This window comes from Cohnella ginsengisoli (genome assembly GCF_029525555.1).
Lineage (GTDB): Bacteria > Bacillota > Bacilli > Paenibacillales > Paenibacillaceae > Cohnella > Cohnella ginsengisoli.
In genome coordinates this window covers 219,773-233,569 of sequence record NZ_JAPDHZ010000002.1, presented here as the reverse complement: position 1 = coordinate 233,569, position 13,797 = coordinate 219,773, and the positions used below count along the sequence as shown (strand labels likewise).

The 13,797-nt window shown below is 62.7% G+C and carries 10 protein-coding genes and 1 pseudogene; all 11 read left to right on the top strand.

Going from position 1 to position 13,797, the window contains the following annotated elements; translation table 11 throughout:
• Window positions 1-36 precede the first annotated feature (36 nt).
• The 11 genes and pseudogenes from nth (at window position 37) to parE (ending at window position 13,794) form a co-directional block, all read left to right on the top strand.
• Window positions 37-711, top strand: coding sequence for an endonuclease III (nth, locus tag OMP38_RS01130; protein WP_277563533.1), 675 nt, complete (start codon window positions 37-39; stop codon window positions 709-711).
• Window positions 708-1,829 (top strand): dynamin family protein, encoded by a 1,122-nt coding sequence (locus tag OMP38_RS01125; RefSeq protein ID WP_277563532.1) that lies wholly within the window; start codon window positions 708-710, stop codon window positions 1,827-1,829. The genes nth and OMP38_RS01125 overlap by 4 nt, the downstream gene beginning before the upstream one ends.
• Window positions 1,830-2,480: 651 nt before the next feature.
• Window positions 2,481-2,780, top strand: a pseudogene (locus OMP38_RS01120) (dynamin family protein); the annotation flags it as partial.
• A 280-nt stretch (window positions 2,781-3,060) separates the two neighbouring features.
• Window positions 3,061-4,410 carry a dynamin family protein gene (locus tag OMP38_RS01115; RefSeq protein ID WP_277563531.1) on the top strand — a complete coding sequence of 450 codons (1,350 nt, stop codon included), beginning with the start codon at window positions 3,061-3,063 and terminating at the stop codon, window positions 4,408-4,410.
• Window positions 4,411-4,694: 284 nt separating this feature from the next.
• Window positions 4,695-6,479, top strand: coding sequence for an ABC transporter ATP-binding protein (locus tag OMP38_RS01110; protein WP_277563530.1), 1,785 nt, complete (start codon window positions 4,695-4,697; stop codon window positions 6,477-6,479).
• The gene (locus tag OMP38_RS01105; RefSeq protein WP_277563529.1) at window positions 6,476-8,275 is read left to right on the top strand and encodes an ABC transporter ATP-binding protein; all 1,800 of its coding nucleotides are present in this window, start codon (window positions 6,476-6,478) and stop codon (window positions 8,273-8,275) included. Before OMP38_RS01110 ends, OMP38_RS01105 begins: the two co-directional genes overlap by 4 nt.
• A gap of 193 nt (window positions 8,276-8,468) precedes the next feature.
• Entirely contained in the window at window positions 8,469-9,293 is an 825-nt protein-coding gene (locus OMP38_RS01100) for a GDSL-type esterase/lipase family protein (protein WP_277563528.1), read from the top strand.
• 18 nt (window positions 9,294-9,311) lie between these two features.
• The gene (locus tag OMP38_RS01095; RefSeq protein ID WP_277563527.1) at window positions 9,312-10,370 is read left to right on the top strand and encodes an ABC transporter ATP-binding protein; all 1,059 of its coding nucleotides are present in this window, start codon (window positions 9,312-9,314) and stop codon (window positions 10,368-10,370) included.
• Window positions 10,354-11,340: an ABC transporter permease gene (locus OMP38_RS01090; RefSeq protein ID WP_277563526.1), complete on the top strand. Its 987-nt coding sequence runs from the start codon at window positions 10,354-10,356 to the stop codon at window positions 11,338-11,340. Before OMP38_RS01095 ends, OMP38_RS01090 begins: the two co-directional genes overlap by 17 nt.
• A gap of 20 nt (window positions 11,341-11,360) precedes the next feature.
• Complete coding sequence (locus OMP38_RS01085) at window positions 11,361-11,675, top strand: hypothetical protein (protein ID WP_277563525.1); 315 nt, start codon at window positions 11,361-11,363, stop codon at window positions 11,673-11,675.
• Between the two features lie 145 nt (window positions 11,676-11,820).
• Window positions 11,821-13,794, top strand: a complete 1,974-nt coding sequence (gene parE, locus OMP38_RS01080; protein WP_277563524.1) for a DNA topoisomerase IV subunit B — start codon at window positions 11,821-11,823, stop codon at window positions 13,792-13,794.
• The last annotated feature ends 3 nt before the right edge of the window (window positions 13,795-13,797 follow it).

The window sequence follows — 13,797 nt, the reverse complement described above, 5'->3', positions numbered from 1 at the left end:
TAAAGGGAAACAAGGCATGGGAGATGGAAGCAAGCGATGAATAAAACGAAGATGCGCTATATTTTGGACGAGATCGCCAAAATGTTCCCGGACGCGCACTGCGAGCTGAACCACCGCAATCCGTTCGAGCTGACGATCGCCGTGCTGCTGTCGGCGCAATGTACGGACGAGACGGTGAATCGCGTCACGGCCACGCTGTTCGAGAAATATAATAAGCCGCAGGATTACTTGAACGTTCCGCTCGAGGAGCTGGAAAACGATATTCGGCGCATTGGCCTGTTCCGCAACAAGGCGGCCAACATTCAAAAGCTGAGCCGAATCTTGATCGACAAGTACGAAGGCGAAGTGCCCGCCAGTCATGAAGGGCTGACCGAGCTGCCGGGCGTCGGGCGCAAAACCGCCAACGTGGTCATGTCCAACGCCTTTGACGTGCCCGCCATCGCGGTCGATACGCATGTCGAGCGGGTGTCCAAGCGGCTCGCCGTCGCGAAGCCGGACGACTCCGTGCTCGAGGTGGAGAAAAAGCTGATGAAGCTCGTGCCGCGGGAGGAATGGACGCTGACGCATCACCGGCTCATCTTCTTCGGGCGCTACCATTGCAAGGCGCAGAGTCCGAAATGCGAGATTTGCCCGCTGCTGGACATTTGTCCGGAAGGCAAACGCAGAATGAAGAAGGCACCGGTTACCAAGCGGGGAGGAGCAGTATCATGACGGCGGGAAAAATGGAAACCGTGACGGAAAGACCCGTCGCGGCGGAAGGCAACTTGGGTACTTATGGCGATGCGCTGCGGCGCATGTCCGAAGCCGCGGCCGATGCGGGAGACGCCACGACGGGCGGCAAGCTGGCGGAGCTCGCGGGCAAGCTGTCGCTGGACATCGCCACGTTGGCGTTCTGCGGACACTTCTCCGCAGGCAAGTCGACGCTCGTGAACGCGCTGTGCGGCGCGCAGCTGCTGCCGTCGTCGCCGATCCCGACGAGCGCGAACGTCGTCACGATCGCGAACGGCGAGCCGGCCGTCAAGGTCGAGTTCGTCGGCAAGGACGGTTCGGTCAAGGAAATTCCGGGCGTGTCCGTCGACCGGCTCGGCGATCTGGCCGTGGACGGAGAGGGCGTGTCGTCGATCGAAGTCCGTTACCCGATTCCGCTGCTCGGAGATTCCCTCGCGCTCGTCGATACGCCGGGGGTCGACTCCACGGACGGCGCGCATCGCGCCGCGACGGAGTCCGCGCTGCATCTGGCCGACGTCGTCTTTTACGTGACCGACTATAACCACGTTTTGTCCGACGTGAACTTCAGATTTCTTCGCATGCTGCATCAATGGGGCAAGCCGACGTATTTGATCGTCAACCAGATCGACAAGCATCGGGAGAGCGAAGTGCGCTTCGACGCGTTCCGGGAGGGAATGTCAAGCGCGCTGGAGGCATGGCGAATCGAGTTGGCGGGCTTGCTGTTCCTATCGATGCGCAAGCCCGATCATCCGCTGTCGCAGATGAGCGAGCTGCTGCGCGTTATCGAAGCGCTGAAGGGCGAAAAGGAGAAGCTGCTGCTCCACAGCGCGGACCGCTCGGCGCGGCATTTGGCCGGCGAGTTCAAGGAAGGGCTCCTGCAGCGTCAGGCGGAGCGGCGGGAGACGCTGCTCGCGCAGGCGGGCGGAGAGAGCGGTCTTGCCGAGCTCGCGGAACGGCGCGCTGCGCTAGCCGTAGAGCTTGAGGCGGCGCGGACGGCGGGCGAGCGACAGCTGGACGGCTTGAAGCGCGAGCTTGACCAGCTGCTGGGGAACGCCGGGCTCACGCCGGCGGAGACGCGAGAAAGGCGCGTGCCGTACTAGAGAGCCGGCAGGCGGGCTTCAAAATCGGCTGGCTCGGCAGCGCCGCCAAGACAGAAGCGGAACGGGAGCGCAGGCTCGCCGAGCTCGCGCAGGACTTCGCCGCGCAGGCGGAGGCGAACCTGCACGTCCACGTGCGGGCGATGCTGCGCCGCGAGGCCCGCGGTGCCGGGAACGGCGACGCGGCTTGGGAATCGTCGCTGGAGGCGGCCTTCCCGGCGCCGGACGCCGACTGGATCGCGTCGCTCGTCAAGCCCGGAGCGGGCGCCGGCGGCGATGCGACGCTTCAGTACGCGTCCGAGCTGAGCGCGGAATGGAAGAGAAAGGTGCGGAAAACGGCGCTCGAGCGATTCGAGGAGATCGTCGCGAGCCGGCAGCCTGAGCGCGAAGCGGCGGCCGCCGCGCTCGCAGGCTCGCTAGGCGAGCTGGGCGATAGACAAGCCGCCGCCGACCGTCTGCGGGCGCTTGACGCGGAGGCGGACGAGGCGCAGAGCCGGCTGCTCGGGATGCTGCCGATCGCGGTCGTGGCCGAGATCGCGGAACTGAAGCTGCCGGCGCCGACGCCGCTAGCGGCGCAGACGGCGTCGGCGCCGGCGCCGGCGGAAGCCGCGCCGGCCGTCAGCCTGTCGATCGCCGGCGGAGAAGCGGCGACGGATGAAGCGGCCCAGGCCGGCGAGAGCGCCTCTTACGGCGCCTCCGCCGGCACCGCGGATATGCTCGAGCGCGGCGCCGCGATGCTGGCGCCGTTCCCCCGAGCTGGCGCGGCAGCGCGAAGCGTTGGCCGCCAAGGCGGCGCAGCTGCGGGACAGCCGCTTCACGATCGCGCTGTTCGGCGCCTTCAGCGCCGGCAAGTCGTCCTTCGCCAACGCGCTCGTCGGACAGCCGGCGCTGCCCGTATCGCCCAATCCGACGACGGCGACGATCAACCGGATCGTCGCGCCGGCGGACGACGCGCCTCACGGCACGGCCCGCATCTATATGAAGGAAGCGGACGACATGCGGAGCGACCTGGCGCATTCGCTGGCTCGTCTCGGCGTCCGGGAACGCGACATCGAGGCCGCCGCGGCCCCGGCAGCGCTGTTTGCGCTTGCGGCGCGCATGTCGCCGGACGACATCCACCCGCGCGGACGGCCGCACCTGGCCTTTCTGCGCGCGGCCGCCCGCGGCTGGGAGCGCTATGGCCCGTTGCTCGGGACATCGTTTACGGCGGAGGGGGGCGGATTACCGCCGTTACGTGGCGGACGAGGAAGCCTCCTGCTTCGTCGCCTCGGCCGACCTGCACGTCGACTCGCCGCTGACGCGCAGCGGCGCGGTGCTGGTCGATACGCCCGGAGCGGATTCGATCAACGCCCGTCATACGGGCGTCGCGTTCGAGTACATTAAAAACGCGGACGCGGTCCTGTTCGTCACCTATTACAATCACGCCTTCACCGAGGCGGATCGCAGCTTCCTGCATCAGCTCGGCAGCGTCAAGGACGCCTTCGAGCTCGACAAGATGTTTTTCGTGCTGAACGCCGCGGACCTCGCATCTTCGGCCGAGGAGCTGGCGGGCGTCGCCGCGCACGTCGAGTCGCAGCTGCTGAAGCACGGCATCCGGCAGCCCCGCATTTTCCCTGTCTCCAGCCTCCTTGGCCTCGAAGCCGAGCTGGCCGGCGATGCGGCCGGACGCCGGAATTCGGGGCTGGCGGACTTCGAGGCGGCCTTCCGCAGATTCGCCGGCGAGGAGCTGGGCAGCCTGGCCCTCGCATCCGCGCGCAAGCAGCTGGATCGAATCGGCGCCCGCATCGACGGCCTGCTCGGCTCCGCGAGCGAGGATGCGGCGAGCCGCCAGGCGTCCGCGTCCGCGATGCTGGGGGCCGCCGAGGCGCTCCGGGAAGCTTGGTCGGCCGGACCGCCGGAAGCGGCCATCCAGCCGCTCGTCGAGGAGCTGGGCGAGCAGCTGTACCATATGCGCCGCAGAGTGCAGTACCGTTTCGGCGAGCACTTCATGACGGCATTCCATCCGTCCGTGCTGCAAGACGACGGCCGCGACCTTCGCAAGCTCATCGTCTCGTGCTGGCTGGACCTGAAGCGCGGCGTGGGCGAGGACCTGCAGCAGGAGCTGCGGTCAGCGGGTCTGCGCATGGAGACGGCTCTCGGCCGTCTCATCGGCCGACAGGTCGAGGACGGGATCGCGCGGGCCGGACTCGGCGGCTTCGAGACGGAGCCGCCGGCAGCGCCGTCGCTCGGCCTGCCGGTGCCGGAGCCGTTCGGATCGGGCCCGGACTGGGACGGCCGCAAGCTCTGGCAGGCGTTCCGCAGCCCGAAGCACTTTTTCGAGCGCGAGGGAAGCGCGGCGCTTAAGAACGAGGCGGAGGCGGTGCTTTTCCAGGCAGCCGACACCTGGCTCGCCGGCATTCGGCAAGCCTGGGCAGAACGGCTTGCCGCCGCGTTCGAAGGCGAGCTTCAAGCGGTCGCGGTCCGGCTCTCGTCGGAGCTGGCGGCCTACGCGGACGGCGTCAGGCGCGCGCTCGAGACGCCCGGCTTGGAAGTCGCGCTGAGACGTTTGCAGAGCGATTGGCAACATTTAAAATCGGGCGTTTAAGTCGATTTTTCACCCGCTTAGTATCCACCCATATCGGCCCTTCTCGCATCGTCACGCGATGCGGGAGGGGCCTTTGCTTGCTTTTGCTCCCGATTCCCTTGTTTTACTGCCGCATACCGGGATGTAAGGGCTTAAAAAGGATGATTTAAGAGATATCGGTCTCATTGCCATGCTTAATCGCTCTCGTACGTACTCAGCGTTTCTCCTTCCGGCATACGGCGTTTGAACGGTTGTGACAATCCTGTTACACTTCCGTGGGGATGCTCACAGGGGAGGACTGTCGCTTGGATATTTTCAAAGGCCTTAAGCAATTTTTCTGGCCGGACAAAGGTTTTCTGATAGGCTCGGTGCTCGGACTCGCCATCGCTACGGCGATCGGCCTCGTGTATCCGCTGCTCCTCAGGGCGTTGATCGACGACGTGATCAAGCCGAAGGAGTTCGACGGCATCATGGCGCTCGCGCTGCTTGCGGTCGCGCTGATCGTCGTCAAAGCCGCTTTTCAGTACGTGCACGGCTTTTGCGGGGGACGGCTCGGCAACAGGCTCGCCTACCGCATGCGCAATGCCAGCTACGACAAGCTCCAAAAACTTTCGTTTTCGTTTTACGACCAAGCAAGGACAGGCGACCTGATGTCGCGGTTGACCGCCGACATCGAAGGCATCCGCAACTTCGTCGGATTCGGCTTCGCCCAGTTGCTGAACACGCTGTTTCTGGTGCTGTTCGGCTTCGGCATGATGTTTTACGTCGACTGGACGATGGGTCTGATGACGCTTGCGATCATCCCGGTTATCGGCTATTTCGCCATCCGTTTCGAGCTGCAGATCCATCCGATTTTCCGCGCCATCCGGATCGCGATCAGCAAGCTTACGATCAGCGTGCAAGAAAACATCATGGGCGTAAGAACCGTCAAATCTTACGACAGCGCGGATCACGAGTACGGCAAGTTCGACGAAGGCAACAGCCAATACAAAGAAAACAATTTATCGATCGCCGCCGTATGGGCGACCTATTTCCCGATCATCGAATTCGTCGCCAGCTTCAGCATCGCCCTGCTTCTGCTCGTCGGCGGCTGGCGCGTCATCCATCACCATATGACGCTCGGCGATCTCGTTTCCTTGAACGGCATGCTCGGCATGATCGTCGCACCGCTGTGGACGCTGGGCTTCCAAATCAACAACTATACGATGTCCAAAGCCTCGGGAGAGCGGATGCTCGAGCTGCTGAACCGGCATGTCGACGTGCAGCCGCCGGCGCATCCCGTCCAGCCGAAGCCGAACGGAACGGGGCTCATTCGTTATCACGACGTGAATTTCCGCTATCCGAACCATGAGCACCAGCCGTCCGCGCTGACGGGCTTCGATCTGACGGCAGGGCCAGGCTCGGTCATCGGCCTGCTTGGCGGCACGGGCTCGGGCAAATCCACCGTCGTGCAGCTGCTGCTGCGGGCTTACGACGTGACGAGCGGGGCGATCGCGCTGGACGGCACTGACATCCGCCAACTCGATTTGAACGCGCTGCGCAGCCGGACCGCGATCGTGTTCCAGGAGTCTTTCCTGTTCTCGACGACGATCCGGGAAAATATAAGCTACGGCTGCGCCGAAGCAACGCAAGAGCAGATCGAGCAAGCCGCGAAGCTGGCCGACGCGCACGGCTTCATCATGGAGCTCCCGGGCGGCTACGATACGATCGTCGGGGAGCGGGGCATGGGCTTGTCCGGCGGACAGAAGCAGCGGATCGCGCTTGCCCGCGCCTTCCTGATCCGTCCGCAAGTACTCATCCTCGACGACTCGACGAGCGCGCTGGACATGGAGACGGAGCACCGCATCCAATTGGCGCTGCGTCAGGTGATGGAGGGACGGACGGTGTTCATTATCGCCCACCGCATCTCCTCGCTTCGCCACGCCGACGAGATTCTCGTTATGGATAAAGGACATGTCGTGCAGCGCGGCAGGCACGAGGAGCTGGTGCGGCTGCCGGGTCTGTACCGGGAGACGTACCGTACGCAGTACGCCGACCGGCCCGACGAACTCGGCGAAGACGCCGCAGGCGGCAGGAGGGTGAGCGGATGAGCAGGCAGTTTCAATACCAGGACGACGTCCTGATCGAGAAATCGTTCAACTGGAAGCAGATGGCCCGTCTGTTCGATTATTTGAAGCCGTATAAGGGCGCGGTGACGCGGGTCGTTTTCGTCATGATGGTTTTCGGCATGTTGACGCGCCTCGCGATCCCTTACTTAATCAGTCTCGCCATCGACAAGGTCATCGATCCCGACGGCGGAAGCGGCAGCATGGGATACTTGTCGATCGTGTTCGGCGTGATGGTGGCCATGTACGGCCTCCGCTGGTGGGCGCAAAACTATACGATCCGGCATACGAACGATATCGGGCAAAAAGTCATTTACGACCTGCGTTCGGCGCTTTTCAAGCACGTACAGACGCTGTCTTTCCGCTTTTTCGACAAGCGGCCGGCGGGCTCCGTCCTCGTGCGCATCACGAACGACGTCAACGCGCTGCAGGACCTGCTCTCCAACGGCGTCGTGAACTCGGCGATCGATATCGCGCAGCTCGCGGGCATCGTCGTCATTCTGCTCGTGCTGCAGCCGAAGCTGGCGCTGGCGGTCATGATCACCGTGCCGCTGCTCATCATCGTCTCCTCCTCGCTTCGCAAGCGCACGCGGATGGCATGGCAAACCGTGCGCATCAAGCAATCCCGGATCAACTCGCATTTGAACGAAGCGATCCAAGGCATGCGGGTGACGCAGGCGTTCGCGCAGGAAAAGGAAAACCAGCAATTTTTCGAAAAACTGAACGGCAGCAGCATTCGCTCCTGGAATACCGCGTCCGCGCTCAATCAGCTGTTCGGACCGGTGATCGAGGTCACCTCCGCGATCGGGACGCTGATCCTGCTGTTGTACGGCACGCGCCTGATTCAGCAGGACGAATTGACCGTCGGGGTGCTCGTCGCGTTCATTACGTACGTCAGCAACTTCTGGGAGCCGATCAACCGGCTCGGCCAGATGTACTCCCAGCTGCTCATCTCGATGTCTTCGGCGGAGCGGATCTTCGAGTACATGGACGAGAAGCCGATCGTCGCGGAAAAGGAAGACGCAAAGCCGCTGCCCAACGTCCTCGGTCGCGTTCAGTTCGACCATGTCGTCTTCGGCTACGATCCGGATCGCCTGGCGTTGAAGGACGTCAGCTTCGACATCAAGCCGGGCATGACGGTCGCGCTGGTTGGCCATACCGGCTCGGGCAAGAGCACGATCGTAAACCTGCTCTGCCGTTTCTACGACGTCACCGCAGGTCGCGTGCTCATCGACGGCACGGACGTCCGCGACGCGACGCTGGACAGCTTGCGCAGGCAGATCGGCATCGTCATGCAGGATACGTTTATCTTTTCCGGTTCGATCCGCGACAATATCCGATACGGCCGGCCCGACGCGACCAACGCCGAGGTCGAAGCGGCCGCGCGGTCGGTGCGCGCGCACGACTTTATCGTCAAGCTGCCGGACGGCTACGATACGCAGGTACAGGAGCGAGGTACCGCGCTGTCGATGGGACAGCGCCAGCTGCTGTCCTTCGCGCGGGCGCTGCTGGCTGACCCGCGCATTCTTATCATGGACGAGGCGACCGCCAGCATCGACACCGAGACCGAGGTCCGCATCCAGGAAGCGCTCGGCACGCTGCTCGAGCACCGCACTTCGTTTATCGTCGCTCACCGGCTGTCTACGATCCGCCACGCAGACCTTATACTCGTGCTCGACCATGGCGTCATCGTCGACCGGGGCAACCATGACGAGCTCATGCGCAGGCCGGGACATTACCGCAATCTGATCGAAGCGCAGTACCGGTTTTTGTCGGCTTAGCGGCGAATAAGGCAGCACTCCCGTCCGGGTATCGGGCGGGAGCTTTTCGCGTATGCGGGCTGGCGGGCATTGGAGAGGGCGCCGCATCGCGCCCCGATTTGAAAAACCGGTTCCGATTCGGTAAATTGAGGGAAACGGAAAAGCCGCGAAAAGCCGCTGGACGGCAACGGCGTTACGGAGAGGAGGGGGAGGCTTGAAAAGGAGAAAAGACCGGCTCTGGCCGGTATTGGGCACGGTATGCCTGCTGTGTACGGCGCTGCTGCTGCTTGGATTCGGCTGGGCGCTGAAGGATACGTGGGCGCCTTCCCCGGGGCTGGTGCTTCCTTCGCCGACGCAGGCGGCGCCGCAGCAGGGCAGCCAATGGACGAGCCTGCCGGAGATCAAGGCGATCGCGATCGGCGATTCGCTCACGCGCGGCGTCGGCGATGTCGCGGGCAAAGGCTACGTGGAGGACAGTCTCGCGCAGCTTTCCGAATCGCTGGGCAAGCCGGTCAGGCTGAACGGCAATCTCGCGGTCAGCGGTCTTGAAGCCGCCGAACTGGACGATAAGCTTGACGGCAAAGCGATGCAGGATGCGGTTGCCGGCGCCGATCTGGTCCTGCTCACGATCGGAGGCAACGATTTATTCCGCTCCTCGCAGCAAGCCGGTGGCTCGATCGCGGAAGGCGGCGGCGTCGATCCCGACCTGGCGGAGCGGCGTTTGCCGGCGACCGAGGAGCGGCTCAAGGCCGTATTTACGAAGCTTCGCGCGCTTAATCCGTCCGTTCGGATCGCCTATGTCTCGCTGTACAACCCGTTCTACGAGCTCGCGCAACTGCGGGCGCCGATCGCGTCCATTTTAGCGGACTGGAACGGATATGCAGCACATCTCGCCGAAGCCGACGGCAACATCGTCGTCGTTCCGACGGTCGATTTGTTCCAGTCGCAGTCGGCGCGGTATTTGTCATCGGACCATTTCCACCCGAACGAGGCGGGCTATGCCCGCATCGCGGTACGCGTGGCGCAGGCGCTTAATTAGTTTGAAGGGGGCAAAGGTATGCAGACGGACGTGAAGGCCCGGGACATAAGCGACAAAGCTTCGAATTCGTCTGAAACGGAACGGGAACGCGCGAATCGCGCGAATCGCTCGCGGCTTGAGCCGCCCGTGCTCTCCGTCGAGCATCTGTCGAAGTCGATTCGGGGACGCAAGATCATCGACGACATCTCCTTCGACGTTCGCGCCGGGGAGATCTACGGATTCCTGGGTCCTAACGGCTCGGGCAAGACGACGACGATCCGCATGCTCGTCGATCTGATCAAGCCGACGTCGGGACGCGTGTTCGTATGCGGCGAGGACGTGAACAAGCATCCCGAGCGGGCTCTTCGGCACGTCGGCTGCATCGTCGAAAATCCGGAAATGTACGGCTATATGACCGGCTGGGAAAATCTCGATCTGTTCGCGCGCATGCAGGAAGGCATCGGCGACACGCGCATCGAAGAGGTGGCCCGGATCGTGCGGCTGGACGCGCGCATTCACGACAAGGTCAAGACGTATTCGCTCGGCATGCGGCAGCGGCTCGGCATCGCGCAGGCGCTGCTCGGCGCGCCTAAGCTGCTCATCCTGGACGAGCCGACCAACGGACTCGACCCGAAGGGCATTAAGGAGCTGCGCGCCTTTATCGCCGAGTTGGCCGCAGAAGGGATGAGCGTGTTCGTGTCCAGCCATCTGCTGAGCGAGATTCAGCTCCTGTGCGACCGCGTCGCCATCATCGACGGCGGACGGGTAATCGCGGTGGGCGACGTGCACGAGATGATCGCCCAGGCGGAGGCGCACACGCTGTGGCTTTTCGAGGATCCCGAGGCGGGCCGGCGGCTGCTGTCGGACGATCCGCGCGTCGACGTCGCGGACCAAGACCGCGCGCTGCTGGACGAATCCGTCCTGCTTGCGCTGCCCGGTGCCATACCTACGCGAGTAAGCCAGGCCGATATTCCGGCCGTCGTCGCCCGCTGCGCGGCGGCCGGCGTCGGCGTGCTCGCGGTGCAGCGCGTCGTGCCGACGCTGGAGTCTTTATTTCTCAGTCTGACGGGGGGCGGGCGCGATGCGTCGGGATCTTGAGCTGATCCGCAACGAAACGGTCAAAGTATGGAAGAAAAAGCGGTTCGCCGTCATCGTTCTTATCTTGCTCGCGCTCGTACCGGTATTCGTGTACGCGCAGATGAAAATCGCGCAAAGCAGCCAGGGCAAGTACGAAGATTGGCGGGCGGAGCTGCGGCAGCGCATCGCCGACAACACGAACGCGCTCACGAGCGACCGGATTCCCGAGGAATGGAAAAAGTGGCGGGTCGCGCTCGTGCAGCAGCTCCAATATTACCTCGACCGGGACGTCAATCCGAACACGCCGAACGCGGTTCGATTCACCAACACATTTTTGCAAAATGCCGTTGGCTTGTTCATCCCGCTCATGGTGCTCGCCGTCGCTTCGGATATCGTCTCCTCCGAGCGGTCGGGCGGCACGATCAAGATGCTGTTGACCCGGCCCGTACGCCGCTGGCGCATTTTAGCATCCAAGCTGGTTACGCTCACGATGTACGTCTCCTTGATTCTCGTAACCACGGCCGCCGTCAGCTATCTCGTATCGGGCCTCGTCTTCGGGTACGGCGGCTGGCGCGAGCCCGTTTTCGTCGGCTTCAGGCTGAACGGCTCTGATATGGACACGACGGGCGTGCACGCGATAACGCAGGGGGCTTATATGCTCATGCAGCTCGGCCTCGTCTGGTTTTCCGCGATGACGGTAGCGGTCATCGCCTTCATGGTGTCCGTGCTCGTCCGCAGCACGGCGGCGAGTCTCGTCACGATGATGGCCGCGGTCATCTCCGGTTCGATCCTCGCCAACATGGCTTCGTCCTGGCACAGCGCCAAGTATTTGTTTAACGTCAATCTCGACCTGTCCGTATACTTGCAGGGCTCGCCGCCGCCGATCGAAGGCATGACGCTCGGATTCTCCTTGGCCGTGCTGGCCATATGGTCGCTGGCCGCGATCGGGGTATCGTTCGCCGTCTTTACGAGGCAGGACATATTGGCGTAGTGCATGGATGGATTTTCCAAATGTCCATTCCGATTGGAAGGTTTAAGTGGGTTCGGCGCCGTTCTTGTCCATGCTATTATCGGCTGGAAAGCGTCGAGCAAAAGGTGGATCAGGTTGAACTGCGCTTAGATCGAGTCGAGCACAAAGCAGACCGCATCGAGACGAAGCTGGATGCAGCATTCGAGCAAGTCGCGAAGAGCACCGAGCACGAGGTGGCGTTTAACGATCTTGCCTCAACGGTGGCCGGGCATACGACGGATATCAGGCTGCTCAAAAAAAATCGTCGTTGCCAGTTAGCGCGAGTCCGGTTACACTCTAAACGTCAGCATACATGACCGTTTCTGCATCGCGCAGGCGGTTATTTTTATTTGCGGGGCATCATTACGTTACGGACGCCTTGTGCATTTTCTGCCTTTTAGCTTAAAATGAACGGAAGGCGCGTCCCTGATGGACGCTAGAAGCAGCAAGGGGGGATCATTCGTGACCGAACAAACAGACCTGTATGCGGAGAGCGCGGCGCAGGCGGGTACGACATACGGAGCGGACGACATACAGGTGCTAGAAGGACTGACCGCCGTCCGCAAGCGGCCCGGCATGTATATCGGCAGCACTACCTCTTCGGGCTTGCATCACCTCGTTTGGGAGATCGTGGACAACGCGGTCGACGAGCATCTGGCCAAGCATTGCTCGCGGATCGACGTGACCATTCACGGCGACAACTCCGTCACCGTGCAGGACAACGGCCGCGGCATACCGACCGGCCTTCACAAGACTGGCGTGCCGACGCCGCAGGTCGTTTTTACGATTTTGCATGCAGGAGGCAAGTTCGGCGGCGGCGGCTACAAGAAGTCGGGCGGCCTGCACGGCGTCGGCGCTTCTGTCACCAACGCCTTGTCGCAGTGGCTCGAGGTCGAGATCTACCGCGAAGGCAAGACGCACCGGATGCGCTTCGAGACTTGGGTCGACAAGGACGGCAGGGAGCACGTAGGCGAGCCGGTCACGGGCCTCGAGGTGCTCGGCAATACGAACAAGACCGGCACGAAAGTGACGTTCAAGCCGGATCCGAAGGTTTTCCACGGCAATGTCTCGATTAACTACGACACGCTGTCCGAACGGTTGCAGGAGATCGCGTTCCTGAACTCCGGCCTCAAGGTGACGGTCAAGGACCAGCGCTCGGGCAAGGAGGACGTATTTCACTACGAGGGCGGCGCGAAGCAATTCGTCCAGTTCCTGAACGAGGAAAAAACGGTGCTGCACGACGTCGTGCACTTCACCGCCGAACGCGACGATATCGAAGTCGAGGTGGCGTTGCAGTACAACGACGGTTACACAGAGACGATCGCATCCTTCGTCAACGCGATTCCGACGCGCGGAGGCGGCACGCACGAGACCGGTTTCAAAACGGCCTATACGCGCGTCATGAACGAATACGCCCGCAAGATCGGCCAGCTCAAGGAGAAGGAAAAGAACCTGGAGGGCAGCGATCTGCGCGAAGGCATGATGGCCGTCATCAACATCAAGATGTCGGACGTCGAGTTCGTCGGGCAGACCAAGGACCAGCTCGGCAGCGCCTCCGCGCGGAGCGCGGTCGACGCCGTCGTGGCGGAGAAGATGGCCGTGTTCCTCGAGGAGAATCCGCAGGTCGGCCAGCAGCTTATCCGCAAGTCGGTGCAGGCGTCGAAGGCGCGCGAAGCGGCCCGCAAGGCGCGCGAGGAGATTCGCAGCGGCAAGAAACGCAGCGAGAGCGCGAGTCTCGGCGGCAAGCTGTCGCCGGCGCAGTCCAAGGATTACACGCGCAACGAGCTGTTCATCGTCGAGGGCGATTCAGCCGGCGGCTCGGCCAAGCAGGGACGGGATTCCAAGTATCAGGCGATCCTGCCGCTCAAGGGCAAGCCGATGAACCCGGAGAAGGCCAAGCTGATCGACATCCTGAAGAACGAGGAATACAAGGCGATCATCGCGGCGACGGGCGCCGGCGTCGGCCCCGAATTCGACGTCGAGGAATGCAACTATTCCAAGATCATCATCATGACCGATGCCGATACGGACGGCGCTCACATTCAAGTGCTGCTCCTGACGTTTTTCTACCGGTACATGAAGCCGCTGATCGACGCGGGCAAGGTGTTCATCGCGCAGCCGCCGCTCTACAAGCTTACGCGCAAGTCGGGGAAGCTCGAGACCGTGCGTTATGCCTGGACCGACGAACAGCTGCAGAACTATCTCAAGGAAATCGGCAAAGGCGCCGAACTGCAGCGGTACAAGGGGCTTGGGGAGATGAACCCCGAGCAGCTGTGGGAGACGACGATGAATCCGGAATCGCGCACGCTGCTTCAAGTGCAAATCGAGGACGCCGCGAAGGCGGAGCGACGCGTGTCCACGCTGATGGGCGACAAGGTCGATCCGCGCAAGCGCTGGATCATCGACAACGTCGACTTCACGGAATACGAGGAATAAGAA

Bases quoted from the DNA above. Each gene is read 5' to 3' on its own strand.
- nth (WP_277563533.1), top strand. From the start codon at position 37: ATGAATAAAACGAAGATGCGCTATATTTTGGACGAGATCGCCAAAATG.
- OMP38_RS01125 (WP_277563532.1), top strand. From the start codon at position 708: ATGACGGCGGGAAAAATGGAAACCGTGACGGAAAGACCCGTCGCGGCG.
- OMP38_RS01105 (WP_277563529.1), top strand. From the start codon at position 6,476: ATGAGCAGGCAGTTTCAATACCAGGACGACGTCCTGATCGAGAAATCG.
- OMP38_RS01095 (WP_277563527.1), top strand. From the start codon at position 9,312: ATGCAGACGGACGTGAAGGCCCGGGACATAAGCGACAAAGCTTCGAAT.
- OMP38_RS01090 (WP_277563526.1), top strand. From the start codon at position 10,354: ATGCGTCGGGATCTTGAGCTGATCCGCAACGAAACGGTCAAAGTATGG.
- OMP38_RS01085 (WP_277563525.1), top strand. From the start codon at position 11,361: ATGTCCATTCCGATTGGAAGGTTTAAGTGGGTTCGGCGCCGTTCTTGT.